General features: G+C 31.7%; 16 protein-coding genes and 1 pseudogene. 4 read left to right on the top strand and 13 right to left on the bottom strand.

Annotation, left to right across the window (positions count from 1 at the left end; translation table 11 throughout):
• Window positions 1-615 precede the first annotated feature (615 nt).
• The 3 genes and pseudogenes from LS73_RS06205 to LS73_RS06195 all read right to left on the bottom strand — a co-directional run bounded on the left by LS73_RS06205 (window position 616) and on the right by LS73_RS06195 (window position 2,997).
• Window positions 616-813, bottom strand: coding sequence for a hypothetical protein (locus LS73_RS06205; protein WP_104717591.1), 198 nt, complete (start codon window positions 811-813; stop codon window positions 616-618).
• Window positions 758-1,329: pseudogene (locus LS73_RS10630) on the bottom strand (MFS transporter). The gene LS73_RS06205 and the pseudogene LS73_RS10630 overlap by 56 nt, the downstream one beginning before the upstream one ends.
• Window positions 1,330-1,662: 333 nt before the next feature.
• Window positions 1,663-2,997, bottom strand: a complete 1,335-nt coding sequence (locus tag LS73_RS06195) for an ATP-grasp domain-containing protein (RefSeq protein ID WP_034557744.1) — start codon at window positions 2,995-2,997, stop codon at window positions 1,663-1,665.
• Window positions 2,998-3,124: 127 nt separating this feature from the next.
• Here LS73_RS06195 and LS73_RS06190 point away from each other — a divergent pair, with 127 nt between their 5' ends.
• On the top strand, window positions 3,125-3,691 hold the full coding sequence (locus LS73_RS06190) for a hypothetical protein (protein ID WP_034558125.1): 567 nt from the start codon (window positions 3,125-3,127) through the stop codon (window positions 3,689-3,691).
• A 196-nt stretch (window positions 3,692-3,887) separates the two neighbouring features.
• Here the strand turns inward: LS73_RS06190 and LS73_RS06185 are convergent, their stop codons facing one another.
• From LS73_RS06185 to LS73_RS06175, 3 genes are read right to left on the bottom strand one after another with little or no spacing between them, the layout of a single operon-like run.
• Window positions 3,888-5,378 (bottom strand): tripartite tricarboxylate transporter permease, encoded by a 1,491-nt coding sequence (locus LS73_RS06185; RefSeq protein ID WP_034557747.1) that lies wholly within the window; start codon window positions 5,376-5,378, stop codon window positions 3,888-3,890.
• On the bottom strand, window positions 5,379-5,948 hold the full coding sequence (locus LS73_RS06180; RefSeq protein WP_081955545.1) for a tripartite tricarboxylate transporter TctB family protein: 570 nt from the start codon (window positions 5,946-5,948) through the stop codon (window positions 5,379-5,381).
• 4 nt (window positions 5,949-5,952) lie between these two features.
• Window positions 5,953-6,924, bottom strand: a complete 972-nt coding sequence (locus tag LS73_RS06175) for a Bug family tripartite tricarboxylate transporter substrate binding protein (protein ID WP_034557749.1) — start codon at window positions 6,922-6,924, stop codon at window positions 5,953-5,955.
• A 329-nt stretch (window positions 6,925-7,253) separates the two neighbouring features.
• On the opposite strand from LS73_RS06175, the gene LS73_RS06170 reads away from it, so the two are divergent.
• Complete coding sequence (locus tag LS73_RS06170; RefSeq protein ID WP_034557751.1) at window positions 7,254-8,105, top strand: non-canonical purine NTP pyrophosphatase; 852 nt, start codon at window positions 7,254-7,256, stop codon at window positions 8,103-8,105.
• 52 nt (window positions 8,106-8,157) lie between these two features.
• On the opposite strand, the gene LS73_RS10445 is transcribed toward LS73_RS06170, so the two are convergent.
• The 4 genes from LS73_RS10445 to fliW form a co-directional block, all read right to left on the bottom strand.
• The gene (locus tag LS73_RS10445) at window positions 8,158-8,283 is read right to left on the bottom strand and encodes a hypothetical protein (protein ID WP_267891683.1); all 126 of its coding nucleotides are present in this window, start codon (window positions 8,281-8,283) and stop codon (window positions 8,158-8,160) included.
• Window positions 8,284-8,617: 334 nt separating this feature from the next.
• Complete coding sequence (gene gyrA, locus LS73_RS06165; protein WP_034557754.1) at window positions 8,618-11,101, bottom strand: DNA gyrase subunit A; 2,484 nt, start codon at window positions 11,099-11,101, stop codon at window positions 8,618-8,620.
• A gap of 97 nt (window positions 11,102-11,198) precedes the next feature.
• Window positions 11,199-11,891, bottom strand: coding sequence for a tetratricopeptide repeat protein (locus tag LS73_RS06160; RefSeq protein ID WP_052089573.1), 693 nt, complete (start codon window positions 11,889-11,891; stop codon window positions 11,199-11,201).
• A 23-nt stretch (window positions 11,892-11,914) separates the two neighbouring features.
• Window positions 11,915-12,628: a flagellar assembly protein FliW gene (gene fliW / locus LS73_RS06155; RefSeq protein WP_052089574.1), complete on the bottom strand. Its 714-nt coding sequence runs from the start codon at window positions 12,626-12,628 to the stop codon at window positions 11,915-11,917.
• A gap of 169 nt (window positions 12,629-12,797) precedes the next feature.
• On the opposite strand from fliW, the gene LS73_RS06150 reads away from it, so the two are divergent.
• On the top strand, window positions 12,798-13,826 hold the full coding sequence (locus LS73_RS06150) for a hypothetical protein (protein WP_034557757.1): 1,029 nt from the start codon (window positions 12,798-12,800) through the stop codon (window positions 13,824-13,826).
• 412 nt (window positions 13,827-14,238) lie between these two features.
• Here the strand turns inward: LS73_RS06150 and LS73_RS06145 are convergent, their stop codons facing one another.
• Genes LS73_RS06145 through exbB form a run of 3 tightly spaced genes read right to left on the bottom strand, consistent with a single transcriptional unit; the run spans window position 14,239 to window position 15,800 of the window.
• Window positions 14,239-14,985, bottom strand: a complete 747-nt coding sequence (locus LS73_RS06145) for a TonB family protein (RefSeq protein ID WP_034557760.1) — start codon at window positions 14,983-14,985, stop codon at window positions 14,239-14,241.
• Window positions 14,951-15,340: a biopolymer transporter ExbD gene (locus LS73_RS06140; RefSeq protein ID WP_034557763.1), complete on the bottom strand. Its 390-nt coding sequence runs from the start codon at window positions 15,338-15,340 to the stop codon at window positions 14,951-14,953. The genes LS73_RS06145 and LS73_RS06140 overlap by 35 nt, the downstream gene beginning before the upstream one ends.
• A 25-nt stretch (window positions 15,341-15,365) precedes the next feature.
• Window positions 15,366-15,800 (bottom strand): TonB-system energizer ExbB, encoded by a 435-nt coding sequence (gene exbB, locus LS73_RS06135; protein WP_034558130.1) that lies wholly within the window; start codon window positions 15,798-15,800, stop codon window positions 15,366-15,368.
• Between the two features lie 273 nt (window positions 15,801-16,073).
• Between exbB and LS73_RS06130 the strand changes: the two genes are divergently transcribed.
• Window positions 16,074-17,018, top strand: coding sequence for a UDP-glucuronic acid decarboxylase family protein (locus LS73_RS06130; protein ID WP_034557765.1), 945 nt, complete (start codon window positions 16,074-16,076; stop codon window positions 17,016-17,018).
• Window positions 17,019-17,573 lie beyond the last annotated feature (555 nt).

Below are 17,573 nucleotides of genomic sequence, written 5' to 3'. Positions count from 1 at the left end.
CTTGTCGGTGTTTTTCTAGTTCATGTATAGCTACAACCATAGTATCTTCTATATCTATAGGCATTAAATCTTTTATCTCATATCTTAATAAGATTTTTAAGTATTCATCAGATACTAACTATACCATTTTTATTCTTATTGCACTTTAGTTGATGAAAATTCTGTTTATATATTACTATTATGTAAGATAGACATATATGTGTATATCTTATGGAAATGCTTAATTTTTATCATTATAGATATTAATTATGCTACTATCTAAGGTTTTTGGAATCTATTTTTATGTTTGAGCGCATAGTTGTGTTAATCTTTTCTTGTATATAAATATAAAACAATGGAAGTGAAACTTGATAGTATTGTTATGAGTATTATCAAAATCTCCCAGCCAAATATCTCAAAAATAAATGATGGTAAATATGATTCAAAAGTACCCCATGTATAGTAAAAGCTTAAGTATAAGCCGCTTAAAACACCTTTATATTGTTGGTTTAATGAATTATTTAAATTGTTTAATATAGAATGCGTAAGAAATGCACCAAAGCACACAATAAACATGCCGATATAAATCCAAGCTATGGAGTTTATTAGAAAATACATAATCCAAGTACATATAGATTAATTCCAAATAGTATAGTTTTTTTGTTTATTTCCACATAGTGTAGTAATTTTGCCAGCCATAAGGGAAGCTATAATACCAATGCTATAACCCATATATAGCCTGCCAATTTCATATTGATTTATATTTTGGAATGTATTTTTAGTTTGAAGTGGTAACATATTTAATACAGCTTGAAATCCAAAAAAATACAACAAATACGCTATCCAAAATTATTAGTGATGTTTTATTACTAAGGAATGAAATCATTTCAGATAAGTTGATTTTAGATATACGGCTAGGAATTGAATTGATACATGTAAATACAATCAATGCTCCTAAAATCAAAGAGATTCCTAATATAATAAATGATATTTGCCATGAAAAAATCTGTGTCAAATATGCTCCTCCTATTCTACCAATCAAGCCACCTGCTATTGTTGATGCTATATAGATGCTAATATTGAATGTAATTTTCTGCTTTGCAAGCGAGTTAGAATTGTTAGCAAAGTGCGTAGAATAGCTGGAAAGAATAACGATTGTATAAAGCGTAAGCATAGGAATAACTTCAAATCATCACAATAGATAAGCAGAATCTGAAAAATTCCAGCAATCAATAATGTGATTCCTAAAATCACTTTTTGTTTGTGGTTCTCTAGTAAATATCCGTAGAAAAGCGGAGCAAATGCCATAGGCAAAAGCTCAACAGAGATAGTACTAGAAGCATGTTGCATAGAAGTTTGGAATTCTTGAGATACTTGTAAAATTCTAGAATCTAATATAAAAGATTTTAAGTAAGTTCTAATTTATTTTGTGCTCTATTGACTATTATTTGTTGTAGCTTTATTTCATTTTTTATTTTAGTTTATTTTGCTGATGTGAGTTATTTAAGTAGGTTGATATTTAATTATTGCTTCGTAGGATAATTTGGTAAATTAGGTATTATTATATTTCTAGTTTCATATGCTTATTTTTTTTTGCTAGAACACAGTGTGAATTTATTAATTTATCGTTTTTTCATTTTTCGCATAGGCTTTATGGTTAAATATCAAAATAATCAATAATTATTATTCATAAATTTGTATGCTATCGCGCAAGTCATACAATACCTCTTGAATTTGAGTATAATCTTGACACTTTAGGAATACAATTCCTGCTTTATATCTTGTATTATCATCTATCTTTTCACCTCTTTTAGCCCAAATTACTTGATCTGTTATTAGAGATTTTACAAGAGATGAGTGTCTTATACCATTGTAGATTCCTTGTTTATGTGTCATAAGGCATATGCGCATAGTCGGCTTTAGGTTTAATATGGGGAAATTTATTTCACAATCTGCTGTATTTATATAATTTTTCATCATTTGTTTATTAATATTATAATTATTGTTGATTATAAATTTGATATTAGAATCATATTGAGGAATGGATTCTAATATTTTTGTTTGTTCATTAGCATATATTGCATGTATTTGTAAATTATTGTGCAAGCTAATTGCTAAACGCATATAGTCTATACCGCAAGATTTTGCAATGAACTCAGAATATAAGTCTCCACCAGCACGTCTGCATACCTCTATGATAAACGGCTTTTTTCCTTGTGCTGTATTTGTAAGAATGATTTGAGTATGAAATATTCCATCTTTTAGATGCAGAGTTCTGGCAATTTTCTCAATTTGGTGAACTATGTTTTGAATAATCTCGCTTGAAAATATATTGCTTGTTGTTGTTCCCGAAACAGCAAATGGATTATAATCATGCAATTCATTGTCATAAAAGTAAAATATGACCTTTTGATCCTTTATTAACGTACTAAATCCATGATTGCTTCCTTCTAGAAATTCTTCAACTACTATGTGCCCACTTCTTGAGGCATTCATGGCTTGTTTTATATTTGGTGTTATATCTGTGTTTTTGGATATTTGTATCTGACTTATTCCTTTACCTGTTGCAAAGTCAACTGGTTTGATAATAACTTTGCTATCTTTAAATATACGAGGAATTTCATGTAGAGCAGATTCTATATTACTAAATCCTTTTGCTTTTGGTGTTACTAAATTATTTTTTTGTAAGAATTCTCGCCATAAATCCTTATGATGTATTGTTTTTGTAGTTTCAAAGCTATCAAAGTTACCTATATTCAAATGTTCTGATATAAAGCTGCAAGTAAGAGCTGAAAAGTCATCGCATGCAGAGAATAGGGCACAAATTTTCTCCTTTTTTGCAATATCTAGCATTGCTTCTTTATCTGAATAATCACACAAGATTGTTTTATCTGCGTAAGAATGTCCCAAATCGTCCTTGTTGTTTCCACTTGTGATAACAAAAAATCCAAGTCTTTTTGCTGCTTTTATTGTGGGAATATCTGTGAATTTTCCACCTGCAATTAAAATCTTTTTCAATATTTATCATCTCCATACTTTTATGATTTTAAAATATTAACTAAAATAATGTTTTATTATTTATTATTGGTCATTATAATACTAAGATTATCTTATTATTAATTGAGGATTAGTTATGAAAAATATTATTAGTAAAATTGTTGTAGGTAGCTTATTAAGTGCAACAGCAAGTGCATTTTTACATGCTGCAACTATCGACAAATCTAGCGTAGAGGTATGGTTTATAGGATATAAAACTCCTGATATGGTTGATTTAGCTGGAACTTTTAAAAATATTAAATATACATTTGGCAAAGATGCTAAAACTTTTATGGGCACATTGCAGGGTGCTAGTGCCGTTATAGTTCCTACAAGTAGCGAGATTCCAGATATTGAAGCAGCTACAAATAACATGAATAAGGTTTTCTTCCCTACGTTGCTTGGTAAGAATAATATTCAAGTAACATTTGTTAAGGTTATAGAGGGTGATAATAGAGGCGTTATTAGTGCTCGCGTTTCGATAGGTAAAGAATCTACTATTATTCCACTTGAGTATGAAATTAGTGATAATAAACTAACAGCAAAAGGTAGGCTTGACTTACATAATTTTAGCAATGCCTCCAAAGCTCTTAAAGCATTAAGTGATGCAGCAGCAGGGCATGCTGGTATATCTTGGCCAAATGTAGATATTATATTCAAAGCGAATATTAAGTAATTACTATTTATTTTGTTACTATAGCCTTATGGGATATTTTTATTGATATATGACTTAAGCAAATTTAGTTTGATGTCATTTTCATTTTTATGCTTTTTATCTAACTCTTCTAACATAACCTATAAATGTAAGATTTGTTTTTGCTTATATCCAACCTCAAGATTTTGGACTTATAAGTATTAAGAGTAATTACATGTTATTTTTTCTTGAGAAATATCTTTACAATTGGTGGTAAGAACATTACTAAAAAAGCAGATATAAGCAATATTGGAGCAATGTAGCCTTGATATAGTATAGAGAAATCCCCCCCGCTGATACTTAGTGCTCTGCGAAGGTTTACTTCTAAATGTTCTCCTAATACGAATCCAAGAACTAAAGGAGCCATAGGTAGCTCAAGCTTGCGTAATACAAATCCTACAATTCCAATAAAAAATATCATAATTAAATCCCAATTTGTTGCATTTACAGAATAGATTCCTATGGCTGAAACTATAGCAATAATAGGTGCTAGAGACCACATTGGTATGCTTAATACTTTGATAAACATACCAATTAGAGGGATATTTAGTATTAACAAAAAGATATTTGCAACAAGTAATGCTGCAACCAGCCCCCAAACTATATCAGCTTGTTGATCAAACATTGCTGGTCCTGGGTTAATGTTATATAGTGCTAAAGCACCCATCATTATAGCTGTAGTTCCAGAGCCCGGTAAACCAAGTGTTAACATAGGGATAAAAGAACCACAGGCAGAAGCATTATTTGCAGCTTCTGGAGCGGCTACCCCTTTTAAATCACCATTACCAAAATTACCTTTTTCTCCAGCCCATTTTTTTTCGCTCATATAGGCAATAGCACTTGCAATAGTTGCTCCAGCTCCAGGTAAAACTCCTACAAAAAAACCTAGAAAAGAAGATCTGATGATAGTGTAAAAACAAGATACTAGTTCCTTTAAGCTTACTAGAATTTTACCTGTTTTCTGAATCATAACCTTACTAGTATGTGTGTTCTCAAGGATCAATAAGATTTCACTAATAGAAAAAAGTCCTATGACTAAAATTATAAATGAGATGCCATCATATAAATGATGATTGCCAAATGTGAATCTATATTCGCCTGTATTTCCATCAACTCCTATTGTAGTTAAAAAAAGTCCAATTAATGCTGCCAGGAATGAACGAATGGGTTTTTGAGCCATCATAGATCCCAAAGTGGCAATTGCAAATATAATGAGAGCAAAATATTCAGATGGTCCAAAACTTAGAGCCCATTTAGCAAGTATTGGTGCAAATAGTATGATTCCGCAAATTGCTACAAATGAACCAGCAAATGAGCTTAGAGCTGAAATGCAAAGAGCCTTTCCTGCTTTTCCTTGTTTGGTTAAGGGATGCCCATCTAAAGTTGTCATAATAGCAGAGACATCGCCTGGAATGCCTAGTAGGATAGAAGAAATCCTACCACCATACTCACAGCCCATATATACGGTAGCAAGCAAAATAAGTGCTGATCCTACAGGAAGATTCATGGCAAAAGCTAGCGGCGTGAGTATGGCAACACCATTTATTGGACCAAGTCCTGGTAACATGCCTACTGCTGTTCCAATAATACATCCTATAAGCGCAATTATGATATTTTCCGGAGTTAAGGCTATGCTAAATCCTTGTGCTAGTTGTAATAAAATATCCATTTATCCTTCTTTCTTAATACTTTCGTGGTTAGCTTTATTTGTATCGAGATTTTCATTAAACCCTAGTGCATAGCCTGCAGTCTCTCTAACTATATTTTCATTTGAGACAACTTCATTTGAATTGGAATCCAATGTTTCAAATATTTCTCCCCAAGGCAGTGTAATTTGGAGTAATTCATCAAAAACGTAATATAAAATCACGCTTGATAAAGCGGCAAAAACCAATCCTTGCACAGGTTTGGCTCCAAATAATAAAGACATAACTGACATTAGTAAAAATGAAGATATAATGAATCCTAAGTATTCAAAAATTTCCGCAAATATAAATAAAGATGCAACTAATACAATAAGCTTCTTCCATAGTCCTAAGTCTCCCCATTGCACATTTGTATCTTCTGCAAAGAATAGCAATAACACGCAGCAAACCATGATTAGAGACAGGCTAAAAATAGGGAATGGTTTTGGACCTAATGGCTCATAGCTAAACTTTGGGTTTATGTCTAAACCATGATAAATCAAAAAGGCACTTAAAATAAATAAAAATATCGAAAAAATTCTAGTACTTAGCATGGTTTTACTTAATTAAATTATTTTCTCTAGCTAGCTCTCTCAACCTATTTGTTTCTTCTTTTACATAGGCTTCTAGCTCTTTACCGTTTTTATTAAATTCAAATAATCCCCTAGATTCTCTTTGTTGTTTAAATTCATCTGTCTTTTGCAATTTTTCAAATGCGTTTAGCCACCATTCATACGCGTCTTTGGGAGTATTTGGAGCCATATAGAATCCACGAACTGTGCGCCAAATTATGTCATATCCTTGCTCTTTTGCGGTTGGGATTTTTTCTAGATTCTCATCTATATTTAATCGTTCTGGGGCAAATACAGCTAAAACTCTTATGGAATTATTTTCCAAATGTGGAATAGTTTCTGAAAGTCCTTGTATAGAAGCATCTATATGTCCTCCAAGCAAAGAGGTCATAGATTCACCACCTCCCTCAAATGCTACAAATCTAGCCTGTGAGATACTGATTCCAGCTGACTTTGCTAGTAGGGCTGTTTGCATCCAGTCTTGTCCACCAATAGTTCCACCAGCACCAAAACTAACAGACTGAGGATCTTTCTTAAGGGCTTTGAGTAAATCATCTAATGTCTTATATGGAGAATCTTCTCTTACAGCAATAGAACCGTAATCAACGCCTACAGAAGCAAGCCACTTTACATTATTTTCATCATATTTGCCATGTTTCCCTGTTGCGATGTTTAACAATGTTCCAGTCGAGAAAGCTACTATAGCATTTGGATCCTTTGATTTTGATGTATTCATGGTTGTATAAGCTACTGTGCCAACTCCACCTGGCATATAGGTTGTACGTATGGGTTTTTGGATTATTTTAGTTTGAGCTAAGCTTACTGTAGCAAGTTTACAAGTAAGGTCAAATCCTCCGCCAGGCTTAGCTGGGGCTATGCATTCTGGACGATTTGGTGCTTTTGCTAATGCTATAGAACCAACCAATAATAATGATGATATGAATAGTTTGAGTTTCATGTTGTATCCTTTTTAATTGAAATTGTTGTTTGCAATTCATACCATTATAAACAAAAAACAGATTTTTGCCATTATTTTTATATTATAAAGCCAATGCATCCTAAAACTTGTTTGCAATAATCTGTAAACTATTAGGCTGTATAAATATAATTACATAGTTTTCGGGTATATAAACCTAATAAATAACTATTTATTAGAGTTTGATATATTATTAAAAAATAAACTATATTCCACTTTGTTAATTTGTATAAATTCTTCACAATATTTGAGTTGTTATGAGCGAAGTAGATTTACACATATATTTTTATTGATTATTGATAAGGTTATTGATGTTAGATTCTTGTTTATTAACTATGATAGCAACAAATAATGCGTATAAGATTCAGGAAATAAGAGATATACTGCAAACAAATGTCATATCTCCAAAAGATATTGGTGTTTATGAGTTTAACCCAATAGAAACAGGGGACACCTTTGAAGAAAATGCAATGATAAAAGCAAATACATTGCTTAAAGCTGTTAATAATCTATATCATGATAAAAAACCATATTTTGAATCTAAGAGTAAGATTTTAATTATTGCTGACGATAGCGGTATATGTGTAGATTTGCTAGATGGTATGCCGGGCGTGTATTCTGCTAGATATGCTACTTTATTTAAAAATAATCTACTTCCTTTAAATGAGCATAATAAAAGATTGCTTAATAAAATGCTGGTTTCTGTGTCGCCAAGTGATGAAGAAAATAGAGAGGCTTTAAAGCATGCTTTAGAGCAAACAGGTTTTCTCATTAGCACAGCAGCATTTAGATGTTGTATTGCCTACATTGTAGTGCAGATAGATTCTAATAGAGGTTTTCAAGAGATTTTGAAAGGTGAAGTTAATGGTATATGTAGCGGTGTTGTAGCAATTAAGGAGTGTGGGAAGAATGGTTTTGGCTATGATAGCATGTTTTATTCTAAATATGACTTTGGGGCTTTTGGGAATGTTGAGTTGTTAGACTTAGATAGTAAGACAGAATTTAGGGCATTTGCCATTCCTAAAAACATATATGGCGATATTGCTTTACAATCATTACAAGAGTCATTTGCAACCATTTCATTAGAAGAGAAGAATCAAATCTCACATCGTAATAATGCGCTATTAGAATTAAAGAAAAAACTCTGTAATATATTGGACTAGATTTTGTTATCTTGAAACATGTTTTTAAATCTGTATTAACTTTGCTGCCTTGTCATTCTGAGGCTTTGCGTAGTAAAAGCCGAAGAATCTCTTTATTGCCTATAATCTCTTTAGATTCCTGAGAATATTTATTTTTAGATTCTTTATGAGATTCTTCACTTCGCTCAATATATGACAAGAAGAATCATAATGTAAGGATTGAGTATGATAAGGTAAATCAGAATGACAAGGCGTTAGATATTCTTCGAGCTTGTAGCCCTAAGTCATGACAAAGTAGAGCGAGAATAACAATGGGGTGAGCACTCAAATCCATTTAACACAAAACATCTCTCAGATTCCTCTATATTAAGTAATCCAATTATCTATAAGTAGTGTCCATTAATATCATAAAATATAACTCTTAATTTCTACTATCATATTTAACTCTTATATTAAAAAACGTTCGAATTCCATTGAAATTGTGTTTTATCGTACATTCTCATAAGGCATACTAAGTTTCGAAACTATCAATGCTATATTGTATCCTCTGTGCTATCTAGCCGCTCGTTATCTTGCTCTAGTTCTTCCTTATTGCATATACTTGCAAAAGCCACTTTATCTTTCTCACCAAGACTTATAATCTTAACTCCACTTGTGTTTCTTCCTGCTTCCCTTATAGAATCTAGAGGAATGCGAATCATCTTTCCTGATGTGGTTAGTACCATTAAGTCCTTATTAGAATCATTTATGCTTAGGACACTAACAAGCTTTCCTGTTTTACTTGTTAGTTTCATAGCAATGACACCTTTACCGCCTCTATTGATGATTCCATAGCTGCCTGCAATGGTTTGCTTGCCAATGCCTAACTCACTAATGCTAAGTAGTTTATCTTCATCTGTTTGTATGGTTGTAGCAGCTATGACGCTATCGTTTTTTACCTTAAACTTTATCCCAATCACTCCTCTACCAACGCGACCAATCTCTCTTATAGAATCTGCGGGGAAACGAATACACTGTCCTTCTTTTGTAGCAATGAATAACTCTTTTACACTAGAGTCAATAATGCTTGCGCTAATTAGAGAGTCATCGCTATCAAGATTAATAGCTCTTATCCCATTATTGCGAATATTTTTATATTCACTTAGATTTGTCCTTTTCACAACACCATTTTTTGTAAAAAAAGCTAGAGACTTGTCAGCATTGAAATCACTTGTTGTAATGGTTGTCATTATTTTTTCTCCATCTTGGAGGTTGATTAGATTTACTACTGCCTTGCCAATAGCTGTTCTGCTAGCTTCTGGGATTCTATAAACCTTTAGCCAATAAAGCTGTCCATAGTTTGTAATGAACATGATAGTATCGTGTGTATTTGCCACAAAGAAAGATTGTATAAAATCATCATCGTGAGTATTGGCACTCATCTTGCCCTTACCGCCACGATTTTGCTTTTCATAGGCTTTTAGTAACATTTTTTTTACATAGCCTCTATGTGTCATTGTTACAACTACTGGCTCATTTGGTATTAAATCTTCAATATCGATAGCATCATAATTATCTTCTATTGCTGTTTTTCGCGAGCTAGAGAATATTTCCTTTGTTTCCTGTAACTCCTCTTTTATGACATTGTTTAATCTTTTCTCGCTCTTTAAAATCAAGTCTAGTTCTTCAATGAGTTTTAAAAGCCCGTTATACTCTTCTTCTATTTTATCTCGCTCTAGTCCTGTTAACCTTTGCAAGCGCATATCAAGCACGGCTTTACTTTGTATTTCTGTTAAGTTATACTCTTGCATTAAGGAATTCTTTGCTATCTCGGCATTCTCACTATTACGTATAATAGCAATTATAGAATCTATAAATTCAAGAGCCACGCGTAAGCCCTCTAAGATATGCGCTCTGGCCCTAGCTTTTTCTAAGTCGAATATAATACGGCGAATGATAACAGTCTTTCTATGTGATATAAAAATATCCAAAAGTTCTAATAGATTAAATATTTTTGGTTCTTTGCCTTCGATTGCTAGGAGTATGATTCCAAATGTGGTTTCCATAGCACTTGACTTGTATAGATGATTTAGCACCACTTCACTAATTGAATCTTTTTTTAATTCTATGACTAGACGCATACCATCTTTATCAGATTCATCTCTGACTTCAGAGATTCCATCTATTACTTTTTCTTTTACAAGAGAGTCTATTTGCTCAAATAATCTTGCCTTATTTACTTGATATGGAATCTCGTCTACAACAATTATTTCCTTTGTTTTTGTTTGCTCGATATGTATTTTTGCCCTAATGCGAATCCTGCCGCGACCTGTCTTATAAGCTTCTATAATGCCTTGTCTACCATAGATAATGCCACCTGTTGGAAAATCTGGACCGTCTACAAATTGTAATATATCTTGAATTTTTGATTCTGGGTTATCAATGCGATAAATTAGGGCATCTGCAATTTCATCAATTCTGTGCGGAGGAATTGATGTAGCCATACCAACGGCTATGCCATTTGAACCATTCACAAGTAAGTTTGGGATTCTAGTAGGCAAAACGCTAGGCTCGTTTAAGCTATCATCATAGTTTGGGATAAAATCTACTGTATCCTTATCTAAATCACGAAGCATTTCTTCGCCCGCTTGTGTCATTCTAGCTTCAGTATAACGCATAGCCGCTGCTTTATCCCCGTCAACAGAGCCAAAATTACCTTGCCCATCAATAAGTTCTAGTCTCATAGAAAAATCTTGTGCCATACGAACTAGCGCGTCGTATACTGCCGTATCTCCATGTGGATGATATTTACCGATTACATCACCAACTATTCTAGCACTTTTTTTGTATGGATTACGATGTGTAAGGTTTAGCTCATTCATAGCATATAATATTCTACGATGCACAGGCTTTAATCCATCTCTGGCATTTGGCAATGCTCTGCCTACAATAACGCTCATGGAATAATCAAGATAACTTTCTTTTATGGAATCATCAATGTTTACTTGCTTGATTATTGTATTATCAAATATATTCATATCTAACTTCTCCTTGCATAACCTATTATTATATCTAAGGAATCCTTAATTCGCTTTTAAGATAAGTTTTGGTTATTGTGGCGTATTTGTGGAGACATTATAGATTCGAATTTATTAAATTTTCTAAATCCCTTTGACTCTGTGTTTTCATATGGCACGCGCTATTACTACCATATTTACAGGCTTTTTCAAAATATGGCAATGCTCTTTTGATATTTTCCATATTGCTCTCACAACTAATGCAGCCTCTAATCTCTAAGCCAATGTTAAGGCAACCTCTAGCATCTTTTCCATCACATGCTTTTTTATAAAGTGCTTTGCTTTTATATATGTCTTGTTCTACCCCATCTCCTGATTCATATAATGCGCCAAGTCCGGAACAAGCACTCATATTGCCATTTCGACATTCTTCATCATAGATTTTGTTAGCTTTGTTGTATATGTTATATATCTCGTATTGAGTTGCACTATAGTTTAATTGATGGCTTAAGGCTAGCTTGACGCAAGAATCAGCTTCATTTCTATCACATAGCTTTGTGTATTCATTTTGTTTTAGTAATAGTTGCCTACTAAATTGCTCTTGGATAAGATGTAATTCTTTATATTCTTTCTCATTGTCTATGGTGGAAGTTTTCAAAGACTTGTTATTGCTATTTGAGACTAAATTGGAGTTTTTGAATGCTTTTGTCGCATTTGTTTGTTTATTGGCACATGCAATTAGGAATAAAACAATACAAGGAAGCATAATCACAAGCAATCTTATAAATATAGTGCTATATATTAATCTCATGGTAATTTCAATCGTTATGTAGCTCACATATATAAACGTAGTGTTTGTTTAGTAAACTCTGGGTAGTCCATAATAGATAATGGAATTTGGGCTGCTAGCTTAGCTTGAGTATTAAAAACTATAGGAAAAAGATAATTTATCTCTGATGATTCTAAAGGGCTATTTAAATCTAGTGGACAATATACTAGTATTTTACTCTTTGTCGTGATTTGCAAAATCATGGTGATATACTCAGGTATAGTAAATGAATAATCTCTTAACTTATATGGATTAACAAGTACTAATGTCATATTCTCTTGTTGTATTGTTTTATTTGATTCTGAATCTGTAATAATAAACTCACTGCTTGAATTGCTATTTTCGTTTGCGATAAAAGATGAACCAAGCTTTAGTGCTTCTATAACTTTCAGTGCGTTGCCAATATTCTTTGGCATTGAATTATCGTTTGTAGATGTATTTTTGTTGGAACTGCTAGTTAGCTTATTTCCTAGATTAGCATTGATAACATTTGCCTTTTGGTTATATTTTTGTATTGCTTCATCGTGGCTGTAACTCATTGCATAACTATTTAGCCTTGGTTTTTTTGCAAGTTGGTTTAAGCTTGATTGAGAAAATTCAACATAAAAAAGCTTTGCAAATACGGAATCTATTTTTTCTATTGCTACTTTGCTGTTGTCTTGGCATATAGTACGATGACTATTATGAATACTTGATTTGAGAGAATATAGAGTTTTCATAACATACTAGTCCATTTATTTTTATTGTGTTAGATATTTTCTTTAATTTATCAAGCAAAATATATGCCTTTTGATAAGTGTAAAAAAAATGTTTTATCAATATAAGATTTATCTTAATATTTAAGTATAATTTATTTTAACACTTGAGTTTGATATGTAAGGGGGAGCTATGTTGCATAACAATAAGAAATTCTTATCGACATTCAAAGATAAGTTGGTAGGAACGTTTATAGTTGCTAGCGCGCTATTTTGCATTAGTTATGCTAATGGTGGTGCTATGGATTATATTAAACAAGAAATTAGAAATACGTTTATATATGATTCTAAGTTTGATTGTAAGGGAAATAGTCATTATGCTATTTGCAATGTTAAGTCATATAGTCTAGATGATATTGTAGATGATCTTGTGCTAGATAATTTTCGCTACTATGTTAATTATTCTGATAGATTAATAGTTGAACGTTTGAGTGGAGAATTTAGTATTCCTATGTTTGATGGCAATTCACAAGATTTTTTCCCTAAAATGTTTGATTGCAAAAGCACTATTGTTTTAAAAGAAAATAAGAATATATTAAATGAATATCTAACATGTAATTTTACAAATCATATATACGCATTAAATCTTAAGTTAAACACTAATACAACTCTTAGTTCTCCTGTAGATAGACTTACATTTAGTAAAAAGATTTTAAATGTATTTGGTGGTAACTTTGCTAGTTCTGTAAATAATGTAGACAACTTTGATTCAAGATTGTATAGTTTCTTGGATTTCTTTCAAGATTCTGATTTTAATATTCAAAAGGCTGAAATATCTTTAGCTATGCAAAAGCATGATATTCAAAAAATACTTTACAACTACGGTATGTCAGATTATTCAATATCTACATTCTTAGGAAATATATATGGAATAGTTGTTGGTAGTATTTATGCAAATGATAGTTTAGATGACAAAACAAGAGATTCGTTGTTAAAGTTAACCATGAATGTAAGAGAAACATTTGAGGTAGATTCTAATGTTGATAAACTCATAATATCTATAAGCAATAAGTATGGGACAAGTCGTGCTTTGCAACGCATAATCAAGAAATTGCAAGATTCATATATATATTCCCATGGATATAATTCAAGTGATTTACTTGAAGTATTTAATAATTATCGCATTTCAAGCGGTTTATTGCATAGTAGACATGTCAAATAGCTGAATTAAATTGTAGTTAAAAGGTTGATATTATTGTGATTTATGTTTAATCGGCTATTTTTATCAAGATAGCAAGGATAAACTTTAAGAAGCGGTTCGGTTATAATTTTGCTTGTTTGCAAAATATATTTCTAGCAGATTCAATTATTTAATTGTTTGTAATGCTTGTGTTTTCCAAAATGTTATTACTTTCCAAAATATTCTTATTTTTTAAGCTTTGATTATTTTTAAGATTATTAATTTATTTATCTCCAAGCCATAAAGCTAGACTATAGTCCATAAGATTAGATTAATAGCCAATATTGAAATATCTATATAAGATAATTGCAAGGGTGGTTATATAGCGGTTATATAAATATTTTGATTTAATGAGGTAATCCTAACTATTGCCCAAATGTTTTTAAAACAAATATTACTGTTTTAGAGTATATGCAACAGGAATCTCTATATATGTTGATTCATTAGGCTTTGGGAAATCTTTAGATGCTTTTTGAACTGTTTTTAATGCTGCTTTATTTAATATTGGGTGAGGACATGCTCTTATAATTTGTATCTTGGATACTTGTCCGGTCGCAGTAATTAAAAATCTAACTAGCACCTCTCCTTCAAACCCTCGTTGTTGTGCTAGGTTTGGATATTGATGTCGCTTTTGCACAGCCAATCTTATTGCACGTAAAAATGCGTTATCAATTCCATCTGAAAATCGCAAAGTTTTAATATTTTGATCTGCATTAGAATCTGGATTTGATTGCACTGTTGTGGCTATATCTGCTACTGGTATATCTTCTTTTACCTTTTCTACTTCTACAAAATCATTTGTTTGTTCGTTAACCTCTTCTTGTGGTTTTTCCATAACTTGAAGTGGAGTAGGGATTGGTTTTGGTGGTGCTTCCATCATCTCTCTATGCTTTTTGTGTTTCTTGTGTTTAGGCTTGTGTTTAGGCTTTTGAACTTGGTCTGCTATTGGGTCTTTGCTAGGTGGTGCAAAAGCAGAGAGTTGTATGGTTACAAAGTTATTTCCATCTTCTTTTTCTCTTATTGTTTCACTAGGGTTATACATAGTATATAAAAATATTCCAGTAGCACCTATTCCAGATATTAACATTCCATAGGTGCTAGAGTCCTTAATTGCGTTGCGTATCAATTCTAAATTTATCATGATCATGCCCCTTTTTTGTTAGTTGGTCGATGACAAATACTAAGGTATCTAAATTAGAATCTTTATCCCCTCTGAAATTAACCATTTTATCATTTGGAACATTTTTTATAAACGATTCTAATGCTTCTCTAGTCATTTCCTCGTCATCAATATAGATTCTATAATTGCTATCTACAACTATAGATAGCGGTTTGTCTTCATCTTTTTCTTGTTTGGAGCTACTTGCAACAGGAATATCTACCTTTACCTTTCCTTGTGATATAAATGTTGAAATAGATAAAACTAAGGCTAGCAATACTAGCATTACGTCTATAAAAGGAACAATATTTAGTCCATCTCCTCTTTTAATTTTCATTGTTATTATTTTCCTTAATTGAAAATTATTCTTTATTCTTAGATTTATAAATCTTATAACGATTTATCTTTCTATCTGCTATACGCAAAAAGGCATTATAAATCATGAGCGTAGGAATTGCAACAACTAATCCCAAAGCTGTAGCTTTAAGTGCCATAGATAAGCCTAATGTAATGCTTTTTACATCAATATTACCGCTTCCTCCCATATCGTAAAATACAACCATGATTCCTACTACAGTGCCTAACAATCCGACATAAGGAGCATTAGAATATATTATATATAGTAAGGTTAGATTTTTGCTTATATCTTCCTCTAATTCGTTGACATCACTATAAGAGTCTGGCTTAATACGGGAATAAAATATTATCCTTTCTATACTAAAATAGATAACGAGCAATGCCATAAAGCCTAATATACTAAATATCAAGGGGTCAAGATAAATCTTTAGAAATTCCATAAAATTTTCCAAATGTATTTCCTTAAAAATAAAACTATTTACTATAAATCTAATTATATCATAAATAAGATTAATTTTTAATTTTAAACTAAATATTTGTCAGTTTTAAATAAAAGATGTCAAATTAAAAATTAGTTAATTTAGTTAAAACTTTCTTAATTATTTAAGCTGATCTGGATTATTCATAACCTAGTTTCTAAGACTTTGTCAAGGTGATATTTTACTTTTAGATATAATTACGACTTAATTTTTACAATTTTCAAAGGACAATTCGTGTTAAACAAAAAGATTCTAATTACAGGTGGTGCTGGTTTTTTAGGCTCACATTTATGCGAGAGGCTTCTAAATAATGGCTGTGAGGTATTATGTGTAGATAATCTGTTTACAGGCACAAAGCAAAATATCTCTCATTTGCTTTCCAATCCGAATTTTGAGTTTATGCGACATGATGTAACATTTCCGTTATATGTAGAGGTTGATGAAATTTACAATCTTGCTTGTCCTGCATCTCCTATCCATTATCAATTTGACCCTGTGCAAACAACCAAAACCTCTGTGATGGGTGCAATCAATATGTTGGGTTTAGCTAAGCGCACAAAGGCTAAGATTCTTCAAGCTTCCACAAGTGAGGTCTATGGAGATCCTGAAATCCATCCACAAAGAGAATCTTATAAGGGTAGTGTCAATCCTATTGGCATTCGCGCATGCTATGATGAGGGCAAACGATGTGCAGAGACGCTATTTTTTGATTACAAAAGGCAACATAATCTAAATATCAAAGTAATGAGAATCTTTAACACTTATGGACCAAGAATGCACCCAAATGATGGGAGAGTGGTAAGTAATTTTATTATTCAAGCACTAAAAGGAGAAGATATTACAATCTATGGTGAAGGCAAACAAACAAGAAGTTTTTGTTATGTAGATGATTTGATAGATGGCATGATTATGCTTATGGACAGCAGAGATGGATTTTGTGGACCTGTGAATATTGGAAATCCAAGGGAATTTAGTATGCTAGAGTTAGCGCAAAATATCCTAGAGTTAACTAAATCAGAATCTAAGCTTAACTTCTTTCCTTTACCGCAAGATGACCCAAAACAAAGACAACCAGATATTAGCTTGGCTCAAAAAGAGCTAGGTTGGCAACCTACAATAGAGCTAAAAGATGGATTGGTAAAAACAATAGAGTACTTTAGAAAAATTATAAAGCTTTAGGGAGTTTTGCAGTTGCTATATATTTTGTAAAATACAATAATTATTGCTTATAGTTGCGTTTTTGCTCATTTTTTGCAAGTTTGGGTAACTCTAATTATTTTTTTGTATTTCTTGGAATCATAATAAATAAATTTTAGATTGGGAATCTAATATTGATTTGAGTTTTTTACTTAAGTAAACTACCCACTGCTTTAAAGCTTGCTTTTTGTCTCAACGATAGATATAATATCAAGTTAGTTTTTATATCTTGATATTATATTGATTACCCCACCACAATGTAGCTATCTTTACAAACATAACTTTGATTAATCCTACTCTAGATTTGTCTAGTTATTTTAGTTTGCAAATAATAAATTTATATGTCATAGAAATTTATTAAGTATAGATGGAAACTTCTAAAGATGATTTGAATAATTTTTAAAGGCTAATTGATAAAATAAGATAAATGAATTTTTTTGTATTTGCAAAGATAAAAGATTTGAATCTCTGTTTAAAAAATATTTTGGATTAAAAATATTTAAGCTAATGGATTCTTACTTATAGTAATAGATGAAG

This window comes from Helicobacter muridarum, assembly GCF_000765805.2.
Taxonomy (GTDB): domain Bacteria; phylum Campylobacterota; class Campylobacteria; order Campylobacterales; family Helicobacteraceae; genus Helicobacter_A; species Helicobacter_A muridarum.
Note: the sequence above shows the minus strand (reverse complement) of the source record. Positions and strands in the feature narration are given on the sequence as shown.

Bases quoted from the DNA above. Each gene is read 5' to 3' on its own strand.
- exbB (WP_034558130.1), bottom strand. From the start codon at position 15,800: ATGGAATTTCTAAAGATTTATCTTGACCCCTTGATATTTAGTATATTA.
- gyrA (WP_034557754.1), bottom strand. From the start codon at position 11,101: ATGAATATATTTGATAATACAATAATCAAGCAAGTAAACATTGATGAT.
- fliW (WP_052089574.1), bottom strand. From the start codon at position 12,628: ATGAAAACTCTATATTCTCTCAAATCAAGTATTCATAATAGTCATCGT.
- LS73_RS06185 (WP_034557747.1), bottom strand. From the start codon at position 5,378: ATGGATATTTTATTACAACTAGCACAAGGATTTAGCATAGCCTTAACT.
- LS73_RS06150 (WP_034557757.1), top strand. From the start codon at position 12,798: ATGTTGCATAACAATAAGAAATTCTTATCGACATTCAAAGATAAGTTG.
- LS73_RS06180 (WP_081955545.1), bottom strand. From the start codon at position 5,948: ATGCTAAGTACTAGAATTTTTTCGATATTTTTATTTATTTTAAGTGCC.
- LS73_RS06170 (WP_034557751.1), top strand. From the start codon at position 7,254: ATGTTAGATTCTTGTTTATTAACTATGATAGCAACAAATAATGCGTAT.
- LS73_RS06145 (WP_034557760.1), bottom strand. From the start codon at position 14,985: ATGATAAATTTAGAATTGATACGCAACGCAATTAAGGACTCTAGCACC.
- LS73_RS06140 (WP_034557763.1), bottom strand. From the start codon at position 15,340: ATGAAAATTAAAAGAGGAGATGGACTAAATATTGTTCCTTTTATAGAC.
- LS73_RS06175 (WP_034557749.1), bottom strand. From the start codon at position 6,924: ATGAAACTCAAACTATTCATATCATCATTATTATTGGTTGGTTCTATA.
- LS73_RS06160 (WP_052089573.1), bottom strand. From the start codon at position 11,891: ATGAGATTAATATATAGCACTATATTTATAAGATTGCTTGTGATTATG.